Source organism: Larkinella humicola (genome assembly GCF_008727875.1).
Taxonomy (GTDB): domain Bacteria; phylum Bacteroidota; class Bacteroidia; order Cytophagales; family Spirosomataceae; genus Larkinella; species Larkinella humicola.
In genome coordinates this window covers 620,907-645,786 of sequence record NZ_VTWS01000005.1, presented here as the reverse complement: position 1 = coordinate 645,786, position 24,880 = coordinate 620,907, and the positions used below count along the sequence as shown (strand labels likewise).

Sequence of the window (24,880 nt, the reverse complement as noted above, 5' to 3'; positions counted from 1 at the left end):
TTAAAAACTGACTGATAAACCGGCGTTAAGTACCCGGGCCTGCGGATAGTACTGGGCGCTGCCGCTGGTCGATTCCGGATCGAACAGGCCTTTCATGGCTGGTGCATACGTGGCCAGGTTCAGTCCGTTTACATAAACCCGCAGGTTGTTCAATCCCACTTTGCTGGAGATCAGCGCGGGCAACGTATACCCGATTTCAACGTTTTTCAAACGGATGTAATCGGTCTTTTTCAACCAGTAGCTGGTACCGTTGGAGAAGTACTGGTTGCTACGGTCAACGATACGGGGATTTTCCGTGCTGGGGTTGTCCACCGTCCACCGGTTGTCATAACTCCATTTCAGGAAGTTACCGATCGTTCCCGACTCGGTTTGCAGGAAGATCTGACCACCTGCCGACGCCTGAACCAGGATGCTGAAGTCGAAGCCTTTGTAAGACATCGTTCCATTAAAACCGCCCTGGAACCGGGGTTGGTTGTTGCGGTCGGCCCGGACGCGGTCATCGCCGTTGATTTTTTTATCCCCGTTGATGTCTTTCAGTTTCATATCGCCGGGGCGCAGCAAGCTGGCTCCTACACCGCTGTAATCCAGGGTATTCTGGTCGATGTCAGCCTGTGATGTGAAAATACCGTCATATTGATACAACAGCGTACCGTTCTGCTGGTTTGGATCGTTGACGTTGCTCGGAATGGGTTTTCCGGTTGAACGCTGCCATTCGGGTGCTCCCGGGGTTTCGTCCCAGAACGTGATTTCGTTTTTGGCATACCCGCCGTTTACACTCACGCTGTATTTCAAAGCACCGGCCTGACCGTTGTAACCCACCCGGAATTCATAGCCTTTGTTGGTTACTTTCCCGATGTTGGTGGCTGGCAGGGTCATCCCCGTGGTTTGCGGAATGGAAGCACTTTTGCGCCACAGGATGTTCGACCGCTTGTTCTGGAATACGTCGAACTCGAAGAAAATCTTCCCGTTCAGGGCGGAACCTTCCAGACCGATGTCGGCGTTGTTGGCTACTTCCCAGGTGAGCGTGGTGTTTGGAACACCGTTCTCATACAGCGTTTGGGCAACCTGACCGCCCGTTACATAGCCCCAGTTTGCATTGACGGGGTCTCCATAGGCATAGGTAGGCAGGTAGTCATACTCGCGCAAGGCACCGTTGAAATACACCTGGTCGTTCCCCAACTGACCCCACGATGCCCGCAGTTTCAGTGAATTGATGGCTGGAATGGCATTTTTGAAGAAGTTCTCTTCGGAAATCCGCCAGCCCGCCGACACGCCGGGGAAGAAGCCCCACCGGCTTGCTTTCGGGAACATGTACGAACCGTCATACCGCCACAGGAATTCGGCGAGGTACTTTTCTTTGTAGTTATAGGCAGCCCGACCGAAGTAGCTCATCCGCGCCCGTTCCCAGGCTGCCGTTGTGTTGCTGTTTTTCTCGGCACTACCACCGGCAAACAATTGATCGATGGCTGTGGAGGCAAAATACCGCCGGAAACCGGAGAAACCGGCTGAATTCGACGCTTCTTTGGTGATCCCCGCCAGCAAAGTGATGCCGTGGCTACCGCCGAATACGTGATCGTAGGTTAGAATCCCCGACAGCAGCGAGTTGAACTGGTCGTTTGTGTATTGATTAAGCTCTGCCTGAGCGGGACCTTTTGCCACCCGGTTCAGGATGGGCTGCTTGTTGGCATCATAGGACGTGTAGTCCCAGCTATAGACGTACCAGGGCGTCTGCCATCTCTTGCCTTGCTGGATGTATTTGTCGAGGGCAACGCTGCCGCTGAATTTCAGACCCGGAATCCAGGGGTTAGTGATGTTGACGGTGGCATTACTTTGCATGTAGTAGCGTGTATCCCGGTCGTAGCCGGTAGCATCCGTCGTGACCAGAACGGGTTGCTGACCGTTTTCGATGTCCGGAGCGGGAAGCCCATTCGGCCAGAAAGCCGGTTTGTTCGGATAGCCCCGCATCAGCATCCGGAAAATAGCCCCGGCACCCACCGTTGGGAAAAACCGGTTTTCCTGACGACCGACCACACCCACCACCGTGTTGATGTACTTATTAACTTTGGCGTCCAGGTTCAGGCGGAAGTCATACTGCTTGTAACCCGTTGCGGAGTTTTTGTAGTAGCCATCCTGATTCTGGTAGTTGGCCGACACCAGGTATTTGATGTTTTCGCTACCGCCAATCAACTGGAGTGTGTGCTTCACCTGAGGAGCCCAGGTTTTCAGCGCTTCGCCGAACCAGTCGGTGTTGGGGTGTCCCCACGGATCAGAGCCATCGTTAAACTTCTTGATGTCATCCGGCGTAAAAGCGGCTTTGGCAATCGCTCCGTTGTCGGGGCGGGTGAAGCTGCCCGTGGTTTTGAAAGCATCCGAAGCGGCTTTCCAGTACTGCGGAGGCAGGTTATAGACGTTGATCTCGTTGTTCAACTGGGCATATTCAGCCGCCGTCGCCATTTTGGGAATAACCGTCGCCTGTGAAAAGCCCTGGTTGAAGCTGTAGGAAAGTTCCGGTTTGCCGGTTTTTCCCCGCTTGGTGGTCACCAGGATAACCCCGTTAGCCGCCCGTGACCCGTAAATGGCCGCTGCGGCATCTTTCAGGACGGAAATGCTTTCGACATCCTGCGGGTTGATCCGGTCGAACCCCCCGGCCCGGGCCGGAACACCGTCGATAACGATCAGGGCGTCGTTGTTTCCCAGAGTATTGGAACCCCGAATCCGGATGGCCGAACCGTCATAACCCGGTTCGCCACTGGAGTTGGTAGCAATAACGCCCGGCATCCGTCCCGCAATCGAGTTACTCATGTTCATGGCCGGTGACTTCACCAGATCGGTTCCTTTTACGGTGGCAACCGAACCCGTAATGGTTTCTTTCTTTTGCTCACCATACCCCACAACGACCACTTCGTTCAGGGTACTGATGTCGTCAGCCAGCTTCACGTCGATCACCGACCGGCCGCCGATGGCTAATTCCTGGCTCACATATCCAATGAATGAATACACCAGCGTTGCATTCTTGTTCGGAACGTTGAGCGAATACGTGCCGTCCGAAGCCGTCGTGGTTCCCTGCGTGGTGCCTTTGACCACGATACTCACGCCAGGCAGTGCGTCTCCCTGTCCACCGGTCACTTTCCCTTTTATGGTCGAGTTTTGAGCAAAGGAAAGGGTGACAGAAGCAATCATCAGATAAAGCACCAATAGGTACCTGTTTTTTGGAGGTACCCGATGAGTAGACTTTTTCATACGCATAAGACGGATTAGATTAAGTAAGTAATAGAGTTGGTAAGATTTAACAGGCAACACTCTTTCAGGTGTAGGGAAGCGTGGACAGCAAGAAGACTATAGGTGTCACTAAGACCCCCGGCGTCTGGTAATACCGGGGGTGCTAGTCAAAAAAGAATGGGAAATGGGTTAAACAGGGGGAAAACTTGAATGATTGTAGTAAGTGTTTATCATAATTAATAGAGATGGTTTGAAACAATTGAATTATGCAAAGAAAAAATTATTTCCCAAATTTTTTCGTCAATTTGTAACAGAATACGGAAGAATAGTACCATCCTATTGCCTGTTACAGCGACCAAAATTGGTAAAATGAATTGCCTGCCGAATTCAGATTGAAAAAGTCCTGCGTGGGGGCGTGGATCGTATTTCAAACGTTAAGTTAATAATAGAATATAAATAATAAAATATTGGAACAATAAAAGTCAAAACGAAGTCAAAACCGGTTAAAAATCAGTCACTCTCCGGTGACTGCCGTTCCGGATTTGACGGATTTATGTCGGATAAATAAGACAAATGATCCTAAGTTGATGGGTTGTCCGTTGCCGCACGAAAATTTACCCATTTGCGGACAGAAAGCAGCGGTTTGTTTTGATTCCGCTTACCCGCTTCGCCGGAATGAAGGAGTACTATCGACTATTGAAGAACGAAAACCGAATCAATCGTTTCAAAATTCGTTGTTCAATGGTCCGTATTCAATATTTTAATAGTTACCGCACGTCGAAGTTGTTGGTTTCTTAACTTTTTTTAACAGGCTGTTTATAAGGCAGAACGATGCTTGGAAGGGGATAGCCAGTACCTTTAGGGCAACCAAATCAGGCTTGCCAACGGGGCTTATGCTACAGAACTACTTCAAAATCGCCTGGCGGAATTTAACTGCGCAACGGAGCTATACCCTGCTCAACATCCTGGGGTTGTCCATCGGAATGGCCGGCGGACTGCTCATTTTTCTATTCGTCCGCTACCACCTCAGCACCGACCGGCATCACACCCAATTTGACCGCATTTTCCGGGTGGTGACAGACATGCACCTCGACGACGGTTCCGTCGAGTACTACCCCGAAGCTCCGCTGCCGATGGCGCAGGCGTTGCGTACGGATTTTTCGCAGGTCGACCAGGCGGCTTTTCTGATCATGAACCGCGAACTGACCGTAACGTACCAGAAGAACGGGAAACCGCTTCGCTTTATGGAGCACAAAGGAACCGCTTTTGTTGAGCCGGAATTGTTTAAGATTTTCGATTATCAATGGCTGCGCGGCAACCCCAAAACCGCCCTCCGTGAACCCAACAGCATCGTCCTGACCGAGTCGTGGGCTAAAAAGTATTTCGACAACACCGACCCGATGGGCCAAACGCTGAATCTAAAATCCGGAATCGATGCCAAAGTAACCGGTATTCTGGCCGAGCCTCCCAAAACGACCGACACCGATATTCGTTTTTTTATTTCCCTTGCAACCCTCAAGGAGTTTAGTCCGGACTTTAATCAGGCGGATTGGAGCTGGCTCAATAGCAATTACCGGCTTTTCGTGACGTTAAAAGATCCCCAATCGGTCGGCAGTCTGGAAGCTGCCATGCCCGCTCTGGCCAAAAAGCATTTGGGTTCCAACGTCCTTCACTTTCATTTCCAGCCGCTCCGGGAGAGCCATTTCGATGTTCGGCGCATTTTGGGTGGTGCCACGGCCATCCGCCCGTCGCTGCTCTGGTCGCTGGGTCTGGTAGGCCTGTTTCTGGTGCTGACGGCCTGCATCAATTTCGTCAATCTGGCGACGGCCCAGGCACTCCGGCGGGGCAAAGAAGTCGGTATTCGCAAAACACTCGGCAGTACGCGGGGGCAACTGGTTCGGCAGTTTTTGCTCGAAACCGCGCTGATCGTGCTGGCCGCAACCGCGTTGGCCCTCCTGATGGCCGCAGGGAGTCTGCCGGTTTTCAATCGGTGGGTCAACATCGGTTTGTCGCTGCGTCCGGACGGTTTGACGCTTGGTTTTACAGCGCTACTCGTTCTGGTCGTCATTCTGCTGGCGGGTGGTTATCCGGCCGCAGTGTTGTCGGGGTTTAGTCCGTGGGCGGCTTTGAAAGGGAAACTGTCGGCTAAATCGGGGGGTAGTTATTCCGTACGGCAGTCGTTGATCGTCCTGCAGTTTGTCATTTGCCAGGCTTTGATCATCGGCTCGCTGGTGGTAGCCACGCAGGTTCGTTACATCCAGACGACCGATGTGGGTTTTACAAAAGACAATGTCGTGATCGTGAACTTGCCCGACCCACAGAAAGCGTCACGGGAAACCTTTAAGAATGAGTTGCTTCAGTATCCTGAAATTAAATCAATCAGTGCCAGCCACCGCCCGCCATCCGCCCTGATTATGAACGGCGGTTCGTTCAAATTTGGCGACAGGGCCGAATGGACGGATTTCCCGATTCGGGAACGGCTGGCCGATGCCGATTACCTCAAAACGTATGGCTTACAACTCGTTGCGGGCCGTAACCTGACCGAAAGCGATACGATTCGGGAATACCTCATCAACGAAGCACTTCTGCGGAAGCTGAACATCCGTGATCCACAGCAGGTGCTGGGCCGCAAAATGCAGTATTACCTGTCGCCGGTTGCGCTGCCGATTGTGGGGGTGGTGAAGGACTTTCACCTGCGGTCGCTGCGCGACGAAATTGCGCCCTGTTTCATTGCCAGTTACTTTAAAATGTATCAGCGGATCGGTATTCGGATTTCGGGTCACAATCCGCAGCAAACCGTTCAGCGCATTCAGAAGGTTTGGGAGAAACAGTTTCCCGATGCGGTTTTTGAATACGAATTTCTGGACGAGCAACTGGCGCAGTTCTACGAAACCGAGAACCTGATTTTCCGGCTGGTCAACACCTTTGCCGGCATCGCCATCCTGATTTGCGGACTCGGGTTATACGGTCTGGTGTCGTTGGTAGTCGTTCAGCGGACGAAGGAAATCGGCATTCGAAAAGTGCTGGGCGCGTCGGTGGCCGGCATTGTTGCGCTGCTCTCGAAAGACTTCCTGAAACTGGTGGTGGTAGCCATGGTGATTGCCAGCCCGATTGCGGGATACGCCATGAATCAATGGTTACAGGATTTTGCCTATAAGATCAGTCTGGCATGGTGGATGTTCGCGCTGGCGGGTGGTTTGGCGGTTTTGGTCGCTCTGGTGACGGTTTCATTCCAGAGCATCAAAGCGGCTTTGGCGAATCCGGTGAAGAGTTTGCGCACGGAGTAAAATTGAAAGAAAGAACACAAAGTCGGTTCGGTCGAAGACTATTCTTGAAACAGGGAAGCAGGACTCAATTCAATACCCGTCAGCTCATCGCGTAAAGTGCCATCGGTAAAGACCTCCTGTTGAGTAGGGGATAACACGGTTACTTGCTTGAACTGAGGAATAATAACCCAGACAGTTGTTACGCCGGACGGGAAATACACGTCCAATGCCTTGTCGGTGAGGTCCGACAACGCCTGCCGGGGGGACAAAATCTCAATGGCGATCAACGGTGGAGTTGTGGGACGAATGATGTCTTTGAGCCAGTTTGCTTTTCCAGGGAGACAAATGGCAACATCCGGTTTTGCCCGACCGTGCGAAAGATCAAACTCCAGTTCCGGCAGAATATCGAATAGTTCATCATACTGACCAAGGCTTTTCGTGAGACGATACGTAAGCTTAGCGTGGTTGTACGACATGACATCTTCCGTTTGAAACTCCTCGAATACATCATACGGGGGTGTTTCCATAGCGCTTTGAGTTTTTATCAAATGTAACAAAAATAGTAAGAGTATGCTGAGCAATTACCTCAAAATCGCCCTGCGCAACCTCTGGCGCAACAAACTCTACACCGGTTTGAACGTCGGTGGGCTGGCCATCGGGCTGGCGGCCTGTCTGCTGATGGCGCTGTATGTCGACCACGAGTTTTCGTATGACGGCTACCACGCCAACGCCCACCGCATCGTGCGCGTGACGACTGATATGAAAACGCCGGAGTCGGTTTTGTCGATTGCCTCCAGCCCGGTTCCGCTGGCGGAAGCGCTGAAACGCGATTACCCGGAAGTCGAAACCGCCGTGCGTTTGCTGCCTACGGATGCCGTCATCCGCCATGAGGATAAGTTGCTCAAAGAATCGAACGTCTATTACGCCGACAAGGAAGTGTTCTCGGTTTTCTCGTATGCATTTCTGGCGGGAAATCCGGCGTCGGCGCTGGCAAATCCGAACAGCGCGGTTCTGACCGAAGGGCTGGCAAAAAAGTATTTCGGGAAGACGGATGTGCTGGGAAAAACCCTCGAATTCAACAAGCAGCTTTTTCAGATCACCGGCGTGGTGTCCGATGCGCCGAGCAATACCGATTTGCCCGTGAGCGCCCTGCTTTCCAAAGTGTTCACCGGAAGCCGGTCGTGGGTGGAAGATGATTTTCCGTGTTATACCTACGTTCTTTTCCGGGACGAACCCAATCTGGCGGGTTTCGGTAAAAAACTAACCCAGCTTGCGAATAAATACGCTAACCCGGAACTGAAAAAAATGGGCGCGGAGGGCTACTCGCTCAGCTTCCCGGCGGAGGTGTTGCAAGACGTCCATTACAGCCAGGGCAAAATGGCCGATACGCCCAAAGGCAACAAACAGTACGGGTATCTATTCGCTTTTCTGTCGGTATTTGTCCTGGCCATTGCCCTGCTGAACTACATCAACCTGCTGACGGCCAAAGCCACCGAACGCGCCAAAGAAGTCGGGATTCGGAAGGCCAACGGCGCCCAACGCGGTCAGTTGATCCGGCAATTTCTGTTGGAATCGTTTTTGTTAAGCGGTTTTTCGGTCGGTATTGCCGTGGTGCTGGTGTATTTGGCCCTTTCTTTTTTCAATGAACTGTTACAAATCCGCCTGTCAATCGTCTTCGCAGAAGCCGTGCCGCTGATCGGTTTTACGTGGCTGCTGATCACGCTGGCAGGCGGTTTATACCCGGCTTTTGTGTTGTCCAATTACCGCCCGGTCGAGGTGTTGAAAGGGCGGCTGGGCAGCTACGGAAAAGGCGCGTGGTTGCGAAAGTCCGTGATTGTTTTTCAGTTTGTGCTAGCCGTCGGCATGATCGCCGGGGTTCTGGTAATTCGCCGGCAGATGAATTTTCTGCAAACCAAAGATCTGGGTTTTTCGAAAGATCGCATTCTGAGCGTTCACCTGCCCGACGACTCGACGGCGCGGGCGGCCGCCACCGCGTTTGCCAACAGCCTGAAAAACCGCAGTGAGGTCGGCGCGGTGACGCTGGGCTCCGGTTTGCAGCCATCGGGTTTGCTGCCCATGGCCTCCACGACCTTCCGGAGCAATGGACGAAAACGGGAACTGATGAGTAATTTCCTGTTTGTGGATGACCAGTTTTTACCCTTACTGAACATGAAGCTGAAAGCCGGGCGCAACCTGTCGTCGCAATCGAAAGCCGATTTGAAAGGGGGATTTCTCGTCAATGAAGCGTTTGTTAAACTGGCGGGTTGGAAGGACGGCATCGGGCAGACAATCGACGGATTTGGTCACAAGGGGAAGGTGGTTGGCGTCGTGAAGAATTTCCATTATCGCTCCCTGCACAACCTGATCGAACCTTTGGTGCTGGTGTACAACACCGTTCCGGCCAGCAGCGTTATGCTGAACCTGCGGGCCGATCAGTTGCCGGTGGTGAAAACCATCTGGCAGCAACATTACCCGCTCTATCCGTTCGATTATGAATTTCTGGACCGATCGTTTGAGGCTCAATACCACAAAGACCGGGTGTTGGCAACAGTTTTTAATGGTTTCGCCACATTAACCATCCTGGTTTCTTGTTTAGGACTATTCGGTTTTGTTACCTTTACAACCGGGCAACGAACAAAAGAGATCGGGATACGCAAGATTTTAGGTGCGTCCGTCGTTAACGTGGTGTTATTGCTCTCCAAAGATTTTCTCAAGTTAGTTCTCATTGCCTTTTTCATTGCTGCTCCGGTTGCCTGGTATGCGCTGGATCGCTGGTTGCAGGATTTCGCGTACCGTGTCGGATTGGAAGGAGGACTCTTCGCAGCAGCGGGTGGTCTGGTCACACTGATTGCCGTGCTGACGGTGTCGTTTCAGTCTATCAATGCCGCATTAATGAATCCGGTTAACAGTTTAAAATCAGAATGAACACCCTGAACCGCCCGGGTAGCCTTTGGAATGGTGCGGGTTCAGGGTACTCTCCCTAAAACAGTAAACACATGAAAACAGCAATTACCCTCGCACTCTTCGGAATCAGCGTCGCGGCTGTCGCCCAGGAACGCTCGTCGATCAGCCGGAGCATCAATGACAATGGCAAAACGTTGCGTATAAAGATCGACGTTGAACAGCCCAGCCGCAACATTCACTACGATCAGGAGTTCGATGCGATGGGGATGAGCAAGGAAGAAAAAGAAGCATTGATCAGCTCGATTCAGGATTCACTGGGCGTCCATGTCGTGGTCAGTCCGCCCCGCGCGCCCAAGCCGCCGGTGGCCCCCCGGGGTGGTGTCCGACCAACGCGCTATGAATCGGGCGAAGTGGCCGTAGCTGCGCGGGGAACCGGCATATCCGGCAACCGGTCGAAAAATGAGGACAGTCAGTTGCCGAAAAACGTGATTGTGGCACCGGATGGAACGCCGTATACCAAAACCCTTATCGAAGATCCCGAAAATAACCGCCTGAAAATGAAGTATGAATACAAGCTCGACGGCGAAGAACACGTTTTCGAGCGGACGATCAACTTACAGGGCAAAAGCGAATCCGAAAAACAGCAGCTCATTGCCGAAACGGAGCGAACGCTGGGCCTGTCGAATGCGCGAAAGTGAGCAGTGAACGATAAATAACTGATCCGGTATGGATTGAAAATCCCGACTCAAGGCTCGCGTCTTCAGCCGGGATTTTTTATTTCATTCGAAAACGAATCGACGGTGCAACACGCGTCCACTTCAATCCGTCTATTGAAAAATGGCCCGAAAGAGGTGCTAAAACGTCCTGAACCATGCTTCAAAACTACCTCAAAGTCGCTCTCCGCAGCCTCCGGCGCGATCCGGTTTATTCCAGTATCCATTTGGCGGGTTTGTCCGTTGCCCTGGCGTTCGGCCTGCTGACCTACGCCTTTGTGCGCCATGAACGCTCGTTCGACCGGTTTCAGGCCGACGCCGACCGCATCTACCGGTTTGAATCGACCGATTTGTTTGATTTTGAGGGGAAGCCGAAACGGCACCCGCTCAACCTGCCGTTTTTTCCGGCCGAAGAACACCGGAGTCTGATCTTTCCGGTGGTTTTCGGGATGGAAATCAAACAGCAAATGCCGGAATTTCAGGACATCGTTCGAATGACAAGGCTTCAGGAAAGCATCGTGAAATACGGAACGAACGCGGTGTATGAAAAGGCCATTCTGTTTGCGGATTCCAATTATTTCACGTTTTTCTCGATTCCGTTGACGGTGGGTCGCCCGGAGCAGGTGCTGGCCGGTTTGCACAACGCGGTGATTTCGGAACGGCTGAAGCAGAAACTGTTTGCGAACGATCATCCGGTGGGCAAAACCATCCGGTACGATGGTAAATTCTACACGGTTTCGGGCGTGATGCAAAACCCGCCGTCGAACACGGCACTCACCGCCGAACTGGTGGTGCGATTGGAGAGCGATGACTACTACAAGAAGCAACTCGAACAACGGTACAACACGAGCAATGTCCATACATTCGGTAAACTGAGTCCGACGGCTTCGCTGCCGCAGGCTACGGCCAAACTGGCTAATCTGGGACCGAAACTCTTCAACGAAGTGATCGGTGATATGCTCAAATCAGCGTCGCCTGAACACAAAGACCGCCTGACCAATAACCCGTTTTTACTGACCATTCGCCCGCTGACCGATACGCATTTTTCGTTCAGCGAACGCTGGAACCGTACGGTTTCGCCGACGAATGTGTACCTGCTGGTGTCCATCAGTCTGTTGATTCTGCTCGTGGCCGGTCTGAATTACATCATCATTTCGCTGTCGAAACTGGCGGGGCGTTTGCAGGAAGTGGGCGTTCGGAAAGTGGTGGGGGCGGCTCCGCAACACCTGGCCGTGCAGCTCTGGCTGGAAACCGTGCTGGTTGTGGGCCTGGCGTCGGTCATCAGCCTGCTGCTGGCGTTGCTGCTGTTGCCGACCTTCAATGGCCTGACCGACCGGACGCTGACGGTTTTCGACGTTTTTCAGGCGGGTAATTTGCTGGGCTTGTTGAGCATGGTATTGGCGGTCAGCGTAATCGCGGGAATTTATCCGGCGTTGCTGTTCGCCCGTCTACGACCGAATTTGTTTCTGGGTCAAAACCGAACCTACAAAATCAATCCGCTGGTGATTCAGGCGATGATGGGAACGCAGTTTGTGTTGTCGCTGGTGCTGGTGACGGCGGCCATTACGATGCATAAACAGTTGAGTTTTGTGCAGGAAAAGGAACTGGGATTGACGAAAGAACTGGTTCTCAAGGTCAAAAACCTGCAACCGTTTGAGGACGGCAGCGGCCCCCGGATTTATGAACGGTTGCTGCGGTATCAGTCGGCGAACCCGGACGTATTGCTGGTAGCGAGCAGTGCGGGCGGTTACGGCGAAGACGGTTTTAACCGCAACGGCACCACGATCAACGGACAGAAATACTGGGCCTTGCAACAGGCCATCGATTACAACTTCTTCACGTTGCTGGGAATCAAACTCAAACAGGGCCGGATTTTTTCGCCGGCGTTTCGATCGGATACGGCAAAAAGCGTCAAGGCGGTGGTGATCAACGAAACGCTGGCGAAGTTGCTGGGTCAGGAGCTGGTTTTCAACAAACCGCTGGAAACCTTGAATGGGCGGACGGTGATTGGCGTCGTGAATGACCACAACATCGAACCGCTCACCAAAGCCATTCAGCCCGCATATTACAAACTGGATCTGGGCTTTCAGGGCGTGTTTTACCTGAAACTGACGCCCGGCCATCTGTCCGACAAAGTCGCCCGCATTGCCCGCGACTGGCCGCAGCTTTCCGACGGGCAACCTTTCGAGTATTCTTTTCTGGATCAGGATCTGCAAGCCCGGTATCGCGACTACCAACGCTGGACCACGCTGACCCAACTCGCCACCGGCATTGCGTTGCTGATCGCGGCTTTGGGATTGTTCGGGCTGGCGGGCATTCAGGCCATCAACCGGATGCGGGAAGTCGGTATTCGCAAAGTGATGGGCGCCACCGTGGGGCAACTCTGGGTCTTGCTCAACCGCCGGACGCTGACGCTGGTGGGGCTGGCTTTCGCTCTGGCCATCCCGCTATCGACCTGGCTAATGAACCGCTGGCTGGATAGTTTTGCCTACCGCATTCCGCTGAACTGGCCCATTTTTGCGCTCGCGGGAGCGTTGGGCGTTTCTGTCGCGCTGGCTGCGGTCAGCTACCACTCCATTCGAACGGCTTTGATGAATCCGGTGAAGTCACTGCGTTCAGAATAATGCGTTAAGAATGAAGAGTTAAGAATTAAGAGTGAGGAATTGAGAGTATAGAATAATGAGTGATCAGTTAAGCGTGAGGAGTAAGGAATCGTTCGGGTGAAGGCCGGAGGCCTGTCCTGTCAATAGAAACGCTGGTCACCTACATATTGCAAGCTCCGGAGGAGCGGTCTAAAAAACATGCTTAAACCGCTCCTGCTGAAACCGAGATTTTCTATTAGCAGATCACCCTTCCAGAGGGCTTTTAGGTTAATTGGAATGGCTATCTGAACTCAATACCCCTGCTTTATCCTTCAAAAATCTCAGCTAACTGAAGCTGAATACCGGTTTCGGGATCGGTAATCGTCCCTTCCGTAAAATTGATCTGTTTGCGGTTGGGCAACAAAATGGAAACGATTTGCAGCGCTGGTATGATTAGCCAGACGGTTTTGACACCGGCTGGAAAATGTTTTTTATAAATCCGTTCGAGCAGACTATTTAGACTTTGATCAGGAAAAAGAATCTCAATAATAGTCAGCGGAACATCGTGAACGATTGGTTCATCATTCAGCCAATCCGCGGTTTGCTTGGGAAAGATGCATAGATCGGGACTAATTTTGCCATTGGCAAAGCTAAGGTCTAAATTGGTTAGAACACTGTATTGCGTCCGGTATGACAAACGCAGTAAAAAAGCCAACTGACTTTGTAGCTTAGAATGGTTCCGGCTTGACACTTTTGTGTCCTCGGATTCCTGATTAGAAAGTTTTTGGTCAGCAGTGGCTTTCATAATCAATGTAAGTTTTCCAAATATACTTTTATCCTGGCTTAACAGAGTAAACCGCCTACTCATCATTCCTGCTGACGAGAAAAACGAAAAATCACTTTCGGACCTAACTTTAAACCGCTATTTTAGCGGCCATGAATGGCTTTGGGGGTGTCCCGTGCGGACTGAGATAATACCCTTCGAACCTGACACAGTTGAGACTGTCGTAGGGAAAAGCTGGAGAGAGCGCTTGCTTCTTTCTTTTTGATTTCCGTACCGGGAAACGCACCCACGCGTCCATTCAGCTTTTGCTCACGTCAAAACCCGGTACGTTGTGAATACCCTCGAACACGATTTAAACGCCCTGCGGGCCACGGCTCCGCTGGTGCATAACATCACCAATTACGTGGTGATGAACTACACGGCCAACGCCCTGCTGGCCGTCGGCGCTTCACCGGTGATGGCCCACGCCATCGAAGAAGTGGAAGAAATGGCCGGCATTGCCGGCGCACTGGTCATCAACATCGGGACGCTCTCGGCACCCTGGGTGCAGGCCATGAAACTGGCGATGAAAAAAGCCGCCGACCTCGGAAAATCCATCGTGCTGGACCCGGTCGGTGCGGGCGCGACGGGCTACCGAAATACCGTCTTGTCCGAACTGCTGGAAACCGCTGCGCCGACGGTGATTCGCGGCAATGCGTCCGAAATTCTGGCGCTGGCCGGTTTGGGCGGGCAGACCAAAGGCGTCGACAGTACGGCATCGTCCATGAGCAGTCTGGACGCGGCCCACTCCCTCAGCGAGCGGTTGGGTTGTGTCGTCAGCGTCAGCGGAGCCATCGATGTCATTGTGCAGAAAAACCGCGTTGCGTACGTGGAAAACGGCCATCCGCTCATGACGAAGGTGACGGGCATGGGCTGCTCGGCTTCGGCGATTGCGGGTGCGTTTTGTGCCGTTCAGCCGGATTCGTTTCAGGCGGCCGTGTCGGCTGCCGCAACGATGGGCGTTTGCGGGCAACTGGCTTTCAGCAAAGCCACCGCGCCCGGTAGTTTCCAGATCGCGTTTCTGGATGCGCTGGCTGAATTGGCCCCCGAAAAACTGGTTGAACTGGCGCGGATTCGATAAGAAACAGAGAAAAGAGTAGAGAAGTGAGACAAGAGACCATGAAAACCGGGTCAGTCGGAATCCTCGTCTTTATTCTCTTGTCTCACCTCTTTCATCTAGAAACATGCAACTCTATTTAGTAACCGACGAAACCGCTTGCCTGGGCCGGGATCTCTTTTGGGTCGTTGAAGAAGCCGTCAAAGGCGGGGTGACAATGGTGCAATTGCGTGAAAAATCGCTCGGCACGCGGGCTTTTGTGGATCGGGCGATCCGTCTGAAGGCGTTGTTAAAACCGCATAATGTTCCGCTGATTATCAACGACCGGGTCGATGTGGCGCTGGCCAGCGATGCCGACGGTGTTCACATCGGGCAGAGCGACATGTCGTACGAAACCGTACGCGCCCTGCTACCACCCGGTAAAATCATCGGCTTATCGGCTGAAACGAAAGAGCACGTTCAGGAAGCCGAGGATTGGGATCTTTCCTATCTGGCGTTAAGTCCGTTGTACGCAACGCCTTCCAAAACCGATCATGCCGAACCGTGGGGGCTGGCCGGTTTGCAGTGGGTTCGGGCCAACAGCCGCCATCCGCTGGTGGTCATCGGTGGGTTGAATGTACTGAATACCGCCGAAGCGATTGAAAACGGAGCCGACGGCATTGCGGTTATTTCCGCGATCTGTAGTGCCGAATCGCCCCGGACGGCGGCTTTTAAATTGAAGAAAACGTTACAAACCGGAGTGAAAAAACGATGAAACGCTATCCAACGGTGTTGACCATTGCGGGTTCGGACAGTGGCGGAGGGGCCGGTATTCAGGCTGATTTGAAGACGATTGCAGCATTGGGGGCCTACGGAACCTCGGCCATTACCGCGCTGACGGCCCAGAATACGCAGGGCGTTCGGGCCATTCACGCGGTTCCGGCGGTTTTTCTGCAAGAACAGCTCGAAGCGGTTTTTGAGGACATCACCATCGACGCCGTCAAAATCGGGATGATCAATACCGTTGACGTGGTGGAGGTCATTGCCGACGTTCTGGATCGGTTTCAGCCGCCGTTTGTGGTTTTTGATCCGGTGATGGTGGCCACGAGCGGAGCGAAACTGATTCTGGACGAAACCGTTGACGTCCTGAAAAATCAGCTTTTTCCGCGCGCTACCCTGATTACCCCCAACCTGGACGAAGCCCGGATTCTGCTGAAAAAACCGATCGAATCGGTTGAGCAGATGCAGGAAGCGGCCGAAGAATTGATCGATCAGGGCTGTCGGGCGGTTTTGCTGAAAGGCGGTCACCTCATTGCGGCCCGGTTGTATGATGTGCTGGCGGTTCGGGATGAACCAACGCAGGTTTTTGAGTCGGACTACATCGAAAGCAGGAATGTCCACGGGACGGGGTGTACGCTTTCGTCGGCGATTGCCACGCATCTGGCATTGGGATACGCGCTGACCGAGGCCGTTTCACTAGCGAAAGCGTATATATCCGAGGCTATTCGGGCTGGAAAAGACGTCACCACCGGGCGCGGTTCCGGCCCTTTGAATCATTCCTTTTCTCCAAAACCCCTGGTAATCCGGTCATGAAATTCACGGAACAGCTCTGGAATGCCGCGTTGCCGGTGTACGAAAAAATACAGGCGCATCCCTTTAATGAAGAACTAAAAACCGGGACGTTACCGGTGGAAACGTTCACGTTTTATATTTACCAGGATTCGCTCTATCTGGCAGATTTTGCGAGGGCGCTGGCTGTTGCGGGAACCCGGTCTTCGACGAGTGAAGAGTTGCTGGAGTTTCTGCAATTTGCCCAAAACGCCATTCTGGTAGAACGCGCGCTGCACGAAAGTTACTTTGCTGCGTACAACATCGGGTTCACCAGCGGCAAGGCACCGGGCTGTTTTGCGTATACGAATTACCTGCTGGCTACCAGCACGTTCGAGTCCTACGAAGTGGCTGTAGCCGCGCTGCTGCCCTGTTTCTGGATTTACAAACGGGTCGGGGATTTTATTTACGCCAACCAGACCACGCCCAATCCCTATCAGAACTGGATCGATGCCTACGCCGGGGAGGAGTTTGGCGTAGCCGTGAACAAAGCCCTTGCCATCTGCGACCGTCTGGGCGAACAGGCTTCCGAATCCACCAAAAACCGCATGACCGAAGCCTATCTGACCTCGTCCCGGCTGGAATACAGTTTCTGGGATAGCGCCTACCGTCGGGAGAACTGGCCGGTTTGATCAGTGTGTGAGTCCGTAGACGGCAAAGTAGGTCAAAGCACCGGCGATGTAGCCCAGCAAGGCAAGTCCGCTGATCCGGCGCAGATACCAGCCAAATTCCAGCTTTTCCATGCCCATAACCGCCACTCCGGCGGCTGAGCCAATGACGAGCAGACTGCCGCCCGTTCCGGCGCAGTAGGCCAGAAATTCCCAGAGTTTGGCATCGGCCGGGTAGGTCGTCAGATCATACATGCCCATCGCTGCCGCCACAATCGGGACGTTGTCGACAATGGCCGATGCCACCCCGATGATCATTACAATGAGGTCGAGATCGCCGACAGCTTCATCGAGTGCGAAAGCCACACGCGAAAGAATTTCAGTCGATTGCAGGGCACCGACGGCCAGTAAAATGCCCAGAAAGAATAAAATACTGGGAATGTCGATTTTACTGAGGGCATAAGCCGCCGTAAATCGCTGGCGGTGTTCTTCATCTTTATCGGCATGAATAATCTCCGAAACCACCCAAACGGCTCCTAAGGCCAGCATCATGGCCATGTAGGGCGGGAGGTGGGTGACGGTTTTGAAGATCGGAACAAAGAGAATGGCGGTTAATCCGGTGGCAAACATAATGCGCCGGTCGCGCCGTTGAAGCGGGGTAACGTAGGGGCGGCTGATGCCTTTTTTCGTCGTGGCAATTTCGGTTTCGGAGGTCGGTTTGATGGTGAAAGTCAGCCACACCAGCGGCACCAGCAAACAGACCAAACTGGGCAGAAACAGTTGCGAAATGATGTTCATCGTCGTGACCTGGCCGCCAATCCAGAGCATGGTGGTGGTGACGTCGCCGATGGGTGACCAGGCGCCCCCGGCATTGGCGGAAATGATGATCATACCGGCCATCAGCCGCCGTTGTTCCGGGTCTTTCACCAGTTTGCGGGTGACCGAAACCATCACGATGGCCGAAGCCAGGTTGTCGAGCATGGCCGACAGGAAGAACGTCAGCCCGCAAATCAGCCAGAGCAAAACCCGCGCATTGCGGCTGGCAATGCGGTCGGTGATGATGGAAAAGCCATCGTGAATATCGATCAGCTCCACAATGGTCATGGCGCCCATCAGGAAGAACAGAATCTGGGCAATTTCGGCAAGATGGTGCCCCAGACGCTCCAGCACCGGCTCCGGTTCCGGAACATGCAGGATGTAGAGGGTCCAGCAAAGCACGCCCGTAATGAGGGCCGTAGCGGTTTTGTTGAGCCGGATGGGATGTTCGAGCGTAATTAAAAGATACCCAATTACGAAAACGAGGATGATGAGTGTGGTCATGCAGCGGATGGACTTGTCCAACCCAAAGGTAATGTAAACGTGGTAGTTAGGGCGAAACCGGACGATTAGATTATGCTTAGAATGCGTCGGCTAGTTGGCTACACCGGCTTCGGCCAGCAACACCAGCAGGACGTTTTGAAGGCCCAGAACGCCCTGGTCGTTCAGCCACCATTCGTTCAGCGCATGGACGTTTCCGCCCTTGCCACCGCTGCCAATCGTGACGGCAGGAACGCCCAGCGAAATCGGCGTGTTGGCATTGGTCGAGGAAACATCCAGTTGGGGCGTGGCACCCAGGTGTTTGGAAACCGCCATTGCCCGTTGCACCAGCGGCACCGTCGGCTCGATTTTGCCGGAAGGACGGTCGCCGATTTTCTTCACCTCGACCGTCAGATCGGGGCCGCTGCGTTTCAGTCCATTTTCTTCTTTCAACGCCCGTTGAACGGCGGCTTGCAGCAACTGATCGATGCCCTTGAGCCGTTCGGGGCTTTCGGAGCGCATGTCGATTTCCATCCACGACTCAAACGGAATGGCATTCACCGACGTGCCTCCGCCGATGACACTGACGCTGTAGGTGGTTTTGATGCCCTGCCGCGTGAATTTATCGGCTTCGTTGGTGAAATAATAAATAGCTTTTCCGAGCGCACTGTGCGGATTCACGATGCCGAACGCGCCGTAGGAATGCCCGCCCGGCCCTTTGAACGTGATCCGGTAGCGGTAGGAACCCAGACCGCGGTGAACAATTTCGCTGATGCCGTCGCCATCGACGGCGATGTATGAGTTGATTTTGGAACCGTTCGTTTTGAACAGATGCTTGACACCCCGCAAGTCGCCCAGGCCTTCTTCGCCCACGGCCCCGACAAACCAGACATCCGCGTCGGTTTCGATCTTCGCCTTTTCCAATCCTTTCAAAACCGTCAGAATGGCCACCAACCCCCGGGTGTCGTCGCCGACACCGGGCGCGTAGAGCGTGTCACCTTTTTGCTTTACTTTCACGTCGGTGCCTTCCGGAAAAACCGTGTCCAGATGTGCTTCGACCACCACGGTTTTCTGGCCGGAGCGGCCTTTGCGTTTGCCGATCACATTCCCGATTTCGTCGATCCAGACCGAATCGACGCCCGCTTCTTTCAGCATGGCGGCATATTTTTTGGCTTTCACCGATTCCTTGAAAGGGGGAGCCGGGGTTTCGGTGAGTGTAATCAGGTCCTGCTTCGTCTGCGGTTCCCACGCCACAAAATGTTGAAAAACCGCCTTCACCGCCGGGCGATTTGCCAGGGTTTTGATTTCATCCGTGTAGCGTTTCTCGACGGCAACAGACTCCTGCGCGTGGAGGGCATGCGAATAGGTGAAAATAATTACGAAGCTAAAAACCGCTGCTTTGAAAAGATGCGTCATGGATTTTGTGATGAAGGAAAACCGTGGAGATGGCCTAAAAATAGCAATTCTAACCCAGAAATCGCCATTGTGGCTGCAAATACCGGCTTCGTTATGGGTACCTCTATACGTCGCCATATACGTTTTTACAGGCTTGTCCGAAAGCGGAAAACAGGTCGTCCGTTTGCGGACAAAATGCTTTTTGTCTGTAATGTAATTATTTTATAATCAGGAGTTTATTCTTTCTGGTACAGCGTTTGGACTGAATAAGTCATCCATTTTAGAAACCTAAACGACCATGCTCAAAAACTACTTCAAAATTGCGTTTCGAAACCTTTGGAAAAACAAGGTTTTTTCGGGCGTCAATATGGCCGGGCTGGCGCTCGGCATTGCCGCTTTTGTGCTGATTCTGGAGTACATCAGTTTTGAGAAAAGCGTCAACGGATTCCATGCCAACCTGCCGACGCTCTACCGGATGTTGTGGCAGAACAAAGCCGGCGAGGTCTGGCCGGATATGGCTCCGGCGGTGGCAACGCTGATGAAGCAGCAATTTCCCGAAGTGAAAACGTATTGCCGGGTGGTCGACAATTCGATCTCCGGTATCGTTTCGGCTTCTGATGGGAAAAACCGCCTGTCGCCGAAGGCCTTCCGGGAAACCGACGTCGCCTATGCCGATGCCAGTTTTTTTACCCTGTTCACGTTTCCGCTCCTTCAGGGCGATGCTGCCACCGCGCTGACCCGGCCCAATACGGTAGCCGTGTCCGAATCCTACGCCCGGAAGTATTTTGGCGATGCGAAGGCGCTGGGGCAATTGGTGACGATGAACAATCAGTTTGGAACAACGCCTTTTACAGTTTCGGCGGTTTATGCCGACATGCCCCAAAATTCGGATATGCAGTTTGGTATGGTGTTTTCGCTGCAAACGCTGGCGAACCCGGCCAACCTCAACGGCAACGACTGGGCGCGGCTTGACAGTTTCGACGGGTCGTACCTGATGACGTATCTGCAATTGCCCGAAGGCACGGATACCCGAAAACTGGAGGATAAATTTGATCAGTTGAAGCAGAAAATCCGCCCGCCGGACGAGAACCGGATGGTGTTGCAACCGGCCGCGACCATCCACCTGGGTGCGTCGCTCAGCGATCCGTATCCGACCACGGGCAAGCTGGCTTTTGTCTACTTGCTGGGCGGGATTGCCGTGCTGATTCTGGCGATTGCCTGGTTCAACTACATCAACCTCTCGACGGCGGGGGCCTTGAAACGGGCGAAAGAAGTGGGCGTGCGGAAAGTCGTTGGCGCTGGTCAGCGACAGTTGATCGGCCAGTTTCTGGGCGAATCGTTCCTGCTCAACCTGCTTGGTTTTGGTCTGGCGATTCTGCTGATCAGCGGCTTGCAAACCGTATTCAATGAACTAATTAAAAAAGAATTGTCGCTCCGTATTCTGACTTCCAATAGTTTCTGGCTAATCGGATTGTGCCTGTTGCTTGTCGGTGCGCTGGCGTCGGGCGGATATACGGCTTTTGCGTTATCCTCTTTCCAGCCACTTCAGACCTTGAAAGGCGCCTTTGGCAACCGTGCCAAAGGCGGCTCGCTGCGGAAATCGCTGGTTGTTTTTCAATTCAGCGTGTCGGTGGTCCTCATCATTTGCACGTTCGTGCTGTACCGGCAGTTGCAGTTTATGCAAAACCAGCATCTGGGCGTCAGTTTGGAGCAACGTGTCGTGATTCACGGCCCGGAAGTCGGAAAAGACGAGTCGTTTCAAGCGCGGACGGCGGCTTTTCAACACGAGCTGGAACAAGTACCTTCCATCAAAAATTTTTCCAGTTCGGGAACCGTACCGGGGAATTTTTACAATTTCTCGACCAGCGGTATTGTCAAGCAAAATCCGCAGGCAGAGGCTGACAAAATCGTGTATTCGATGGGTTTCATCGATCACCGGTACTTGACGACGTATGGTATTGCCCTGGCGGCCGGTCGGAATTTTCTGACTACCGAATGCGAGGCTGGTTACGTGAAAAGTGGCAAACTGATGGTGAACGAGACGGGTGCCCGGCGTCTGGGCTTCCCGTCGGCGGCCGACGCGGTGGGGAAAATCATCAACTGGGGGCAAGCCTTTGAAATTGTGGGGGTTGTGAAAGACTACCACCACCAGTCGCTTCGGGAAGCCATCGATCCGATTATTTTCATGCCCAGCCGCTACGGGAACTGGCTCACCATTCAGTTGGGCACTGATCAGATTCAGGCGAAAATGGGAGCTCTGGAGCGGCTTTACAAAGCGACCTACCCCGGCAATCCCTTTGAATTCTTTTTCGTTGACGAGAATTACAACCAGCAATACCAGACCGAGCAGCAATACGGGAAGATTTTCGTCACGGCGTCGCTGCTGGCGATTTTCATTGCCTGCCTGGGTCTGTTCGGACTGGCAACGTTTATGACCGAGCAACGGACGAAAGAAATCGGTGTCCGGAAAGTGCTGGGTGCTTCGGTGGGCAGCATCGTGACGCTGCTGTCGAAAGATTTCATGAAGCTGGTGCTGATCGCGTTTCTGATTGCTTCGCCCATTGCCTGGTATGCCACCCGGCAGTGGTTGCAGAATTTCGAGTACAAGGTTGATCTGGAATGGTGGGTCTTCGGGTTGGCGGGCGGAACCGCCGTGCTGGTGGCGCTGGCAACCATTTCGTTCCAAAGCATCAAGGCGGCTTTGATGAATCCGGTTTCCTCACTTCGTTCGGAATAGAATTAAGAGTGAAGAGTTAAGAATGAAGAGTTATGTATGCGTCAGCCAACTCTTCATTCTTAACTCTTCACTCTTAACTTTTTTTAACGCCCTACTTTTGTGGGTTGTCCGTACCTTGAAACACCATCAAGGACGAACAGCTTATGCTTCAAAATTACTTCAAAATCGCCTGGCGCAATCTGCGTAAAAACAAGGGGTTCAGCTTGATTAACATCCTGGGTTTGGCCGTCGGCATGGCGGTTGCCATGCTGATCGGCATCTGGGTCTGGGACGAACTGACCTTCGACCGGTTTTATAAAAACGAAGCGAATCTGTACCGGATTATGCTCAACCGGACCGCCAACGGCGAAACCACCACCCAGGCCAACGGCGCTCTCCCGCTGGGAAATGTGCTGCGAACCGAAATTCCGGAGTTCAAGCGGGTTGTTGAATCGCTGAATACCAATTTGCGAGCCGAAGACGGCTTGAAAGTTGGAGATAAAAAGCTGATTCGCAAAGGCCAGAATGTCGGAAAAGCGTTTTTACAGCTGTTCGATCTGCCGATGAGGCAGGGCAGTTCGGCGACGGCGTTGCAGGACCCGAATTCCATTGTCCTGACCGAACAAACCGCCAACGCCCTGTTTGGCCAGACGGACCCGATGGGGAAAACCGTTCGGCTTAACGACGCGTTTGACCTGAAAGTGACCGGTGTTTTGAAAAAGCTCCCGACCAACACCGCCTGGGATTTTCATTTTCTGGTCCCGTTTAGTCACCTGGAAGCCAATGCGCCCTGGATTGAAAGCAGCCGGACCAACTGGAACAACAACGTTATCGAATACCTGGTCGAACTGCATCCGAATGCGGATCCTGCGAAGGTCAACCAAAAACTGCGGGGCCTGATCAAGCGGCATAACCCGGAATCGGTTTTTGAGGCTTTCCTGCACCCGGTTGAAAAATGGCATTTATACGGCGAGTTCGAGAACGGCAAAAATACCGGCGGTTTCATTCGCTACGTGCGGCTTTTCGGCATCGTTGGTCTGGCGGTTTTGCTGATTGCCTGCATCAATTTCATGAACCTGGCCACCGCCCGGTCCGAAAAACGGGCGAAAGAAGTGGGTGTTCGGAAGGCCGTTGGCTCGTTTCGGTCGCAGCTCGTTGGCCAGTTTCTGAGCGAATCCTTGCTGATTGCCGGTCTGGCGCTCGTGCTGGCGTTGGTTTTGGCGTTGCTCTTTCTACCGGTTTTCAACGAAATCACTCAGAAACAACTTTCGTTTCCGTGGGCCAAACCTGGTTTCTGGCTGCTGTCGCTGGGCTTTACGGTGCTGACGGGCGTTTTGGCGGGGAGTTATCCGGCTTTTTACCTGTCGTCGTTCAAGGCCGTGCGGGTGTTGAAAGGCAGCGTTCGCGTTGGGCGAAACGCGAACTGGCCGCGCAAGGTGCTGGTGGTCGCTCAGTTTACGGGCTGTATTGCCTTCATCATCAGTGCTATCTTGGTCTACCAACAAATTCAATACGCGAAAAACCGCCCGATCGGCTATAATCCCGATCGGTTGCTAACGGTTTCGCTAACCAACGATCTGAACCGGAATTACGAGGCTGTTCGGAATGCGTTGCTGGGTTCTGGCGCGGTGGAAAGCGTGACGAAAGCGTCGAGTCCGGCCACCACCATCACGGGCGACACGCGGGTGGACTGGTCGGGCAAAGCCCCCGACGAAATCATGCGGCTCAACCTGATTGCCGCTTCGCCGGATTATCTGAAAACGATGGGAATTGAACTGAAAACTGGTCGCGATTTTTATGCCAACGGCACGGATTCGGTATCGGCCATTCTAAACGAAGCAGCCGTGAAAGCCATGCGGCTGAAGAATCCGCTGAACCAGGAGTTGAGTTTTGTCTGGGACCCCGGCACAAAGCTGCGAATCGTCGGCGTGGTCGAAAATTCGATCATCGAATCGCCGTATACGCCCGTCAATCCGCTCATTCTGATCACCGGCCGTCCGTTTGAACGTTACGTGATTTTTCGGTTGGCTGCGAATCTCAACACGACCGAAGCCCTGGCGCGGATCGAACCGATTTTTCAGAAATTCAACCCGGCTTTCCCCTTCGATTACCAGTTTGTCGACGATGCCTACAACCGCAAGTTTAAACAGGAAGAACTGATCGGCAAACTGGCGGGCGTGTTTGCGGTTCTGGCCGTTTTCATTGCCTGCCTCGGGCTATTTGGGCTGGCGGCTTCTCTCGCCGAACAAAGGACCAAAGAAGTCGGGATTCGCAAGGTGCTGGGGGCCAGCGTCGTGAGTTTATGGGGGTTGTTGTCCCGCGAGTTTGTCGGGCTGGTGATCGTCGCCTGTCTGCTGGCATCACCCCTGGCGGCTTATTTCCTGAACGACTGGCTCTCACAGTTTGATTACCGCATTAGCCTGAGCGTCGGGGTGTTTGTGCTGGCGGGCGGGCTGGCGATTCTGATTGCGCTGCTGACGGTTTCGTTCCAAAGCATCAAAGCCGCTTTGATGAATCCGGTGACCTCGCTGCGGTCGGAATGAAAAGATGGAAGCGCCCGTACAGAATGGAAGGCGTCATTCGGGTGAAGAATGGAAGGCGTCGTTCGGGTGAAGGCCGGAGGCCTTTCCTGTTAATAGTAATAAATGAACCCTGGGTAGTCGAAGCTCCGGAGGAGCGGCCTAAAAGACACGCTCAGACCGCTCCTCCGGAGC

The 24,880-nt window shown here is 53.3% G+C and carries 15 protein-coding genes and 1 riboswitch; of the genes, 10 read left to right on the top strand and 5 right to left on the bottom strand.

All coding sequences use genetic code 11. From position 1 onward, the window contains the following. Positions 1-3,180: a SusC/RagA family TonB-linked outer membrane protein gene (locus F0P93_RS21350; RefSeq protein WP_225309583.1), complete on the bottom strand. Its 3,180-nt coding sequence runs from the start codon at positions 3,178-3,180 to the stop codon at positions 1-3. A gap of 932 nt (positions 3,181-4,112) precedes the next feature. Here F0P93_RS21350 and F0P93_RS21345 point away from each other — a divergent pair. Continuing rightward, on the top strand, positions 4,113-6,506 hold the full coding sequence (locus F0P93_RS21345; RefSeq protein ID WP_150879696.1) for an ABC transporter permease: 2,394 nt from the start codon (positions 4,113-4,115) through the stop codon (positions 6,504-6,506). Between the two features lie 38 nt (positions 6,507-6,544). On the opposite strand, the gene F0P93_RS21340 is transcribed toward F0P93_RS21345, so the two are convergent. Next, positions 6,545-7,012 carry a Uma2 family endonuclease gene (locus tag F0P93_RS21340; RefSeq protein ID WP_150879694.1) on the bottom strand — a complete coding sequence of 156 codons (468 nt, stop codon included), beginning with the start codon at positions 7,010-7,012 and terminating at the stop codon, positions 6,545-6,547. 43 nt (positions 7,013-7,055) lie between these two features. On the opposite strand from F0P93_RS21340, the gene F0P93_RS21335 reads away from it, so the two are divergent. The 3 genes from F0P93_RS21335 to F0P93_RS21325 all read left to right on the top strand — a co-directional run bounded on the left by F0P93_RS21335 (position 7,056) and on the right by F0P93_RS21325 (position 12,726). Next, positions 7,056-9,410, top strand: coding sequence for an ABC transporter permease (locus F0P93_RS21335; RefSeq protein WP_150879692.1), 2,355 nt, complete (start codon positions 7,056-7,058; stop codon positions 9,408-9,410). 71 nt (positions 9,411-9,481) lie between these two features. Then, positions 9,482-10,087 carry a hypothetical protein gene (locus F0P93_RS21330; protein ID WP_150879690.1) on the top strand — a complete coding sequence of 202 codons (606 nt, stop codon included), beginning with the start codon at positions 9,482-9,484 and terminating at the stop codon, positions 10,085-10,087. Positions 10,088-10,260: 173 nt separating this feature from the next. Next, positions 10,261-12,726, top strand: coding sequence for an ABC transporter permease (locus F0P93_RS21325; RefSeq protein WP_150879688.1), 2,466 nt, complete (start codon positions 10,261-10,263; stop codon positions 12,724-12,726). Between the two features lie 283 nt (positions 12,727-13,009). Here F0P93_RS21325 and F0P93_RS21320 read toward each other — a convergent pair whose 3' ends face one another. Beyond that, on the bottom strand, positions 13,010-13,489 hold the full coding sequence (locus F0P93_RS21320) for a Uma2 family endonuclease (RefSeq protein ID WP_191908883.1): 480 nt from the start codon (positions 13,487-13,489) through the stop codon (positions 13,010-13,012). A 133-nt stretch (positions 13,490-13,622) separates the two neighbouring features. Next, positions 13,623-13,715: riboswitch (TPP riboswitch) on the top strand. An 84-nt stretch (positions 13,716-13,799) separates the two neighbouring features. On the opposite strand from F0P93_RS21320, the gene thiM reads away from it, so the two are divergent. The 4 genes from thiM to F0P93_RS21300 all read left to right on the top strand — a co-directional run bounded on the left by thiM (position 13,800) and on the right by F0P93_RS21300 (position 16,783). After that, positions 13,800-14,588, top strand: a complete 789-nt coding sequence (gene thiM / locus F0P93_RS21315) for a hydroxyethylthiazole kinase (RefSeq protein WP_150879684.1) — start codon at positions 13,800-13,802, stop codon at positions 14,586-14,588. 103 nt (positions 14,589-14,691) lie between these two features. After that, positions 14,692-15,318, top strand: a complete 627-nt coding sequence (gene thiE, locus F0P93_RS21310; protein ID WP_150879682.1) for a thiamine phosphate synthase — start codon at positions 14,692-14,694, stop codon at positions 15,316-15,318. After that, complete coding sequence (thiD, locus tag F0P93_RS21305) at positions 15,315-16,136, top strand: bifunctional hydroxymethylpyrimidine kinase/phosphomethylpyrimidine kinase (RefSeq protein ID WP_150879680.1); 822 nt, start codon at positions 15,315-15,317, stop codon at positions 16,134-16,136. The genes thiE and thiD overlap by 4 nt, the downstream gene beginning before the upstream one ends. Continuing rightward, positions 16,133-16,783 (top strand): TenA family protein, encoded by a 651-nt coding sequence (locus F0P93_RS21300; RefSeq protein WP_150879678.1) that lies wholly within the window; start codon positions 16,133-16,135, stop codon positions 16,781-16,783. The genes thiD and F0P93_RS21300 overlap by 4 nt, the downstream gene beginning before the upstream one ends. Here F0P93_RS21300 and nhaD read toward each other — a convergent pair whose 3' ends face one another. Continuing rightward, positions 16,784-18,079, bottom strand: a complete 1,296-nt coding sequence (nhaD, locus tag F0P93_RS21295; RefSeq protein ID WP_150879676.1) for a sodium:proton antiporter NhaD — start codon at positions 18,077-18,079, stop codon at positions 16,784-16,786. A gap of 90 nt (positions 18,080-18,169) precedes the next feature. Beyond that, positions 18,170-19,471, bottom strand: a complete 1,302-nt coding sequence (locus F0P93_RS21290; RefSeq protein ID WP_150879674.1) for a M20/M25/M40 family metallo-hydrolase — start codon at positions 19,469-19,471, stop codon at positions 18,170-18,172. A gap of 277 nt (positions 19,472-19,748) precedes the next feature. On the opposite strand from F0P93_RS21290, the gene F0P93_RS21285 reads away from it, so the two are divergent. Further along, entirely contained in the window at positions 19,749-22,187 is a 2,439-nt protein-coding gene (locus F0P93_RS21285) for an ABC transporter permease (protein WP_150879672.1), read from the top strand. 143 nt (positions 22,188-22,330) lie between these two features. Next, positions 22,331-24,709 (top strand): ABC transporter permease, encoded by a 2,379-nt coding sequence (locus tag F0P93_RS21280; RefSeq protein WP_150879670.1) that lies wholly within the window; start codon positions 22,331-22,333, stop codon positions 24,707-24,709. Positions 24,710-24,880 lie beyond the last annotated feature (171 nt).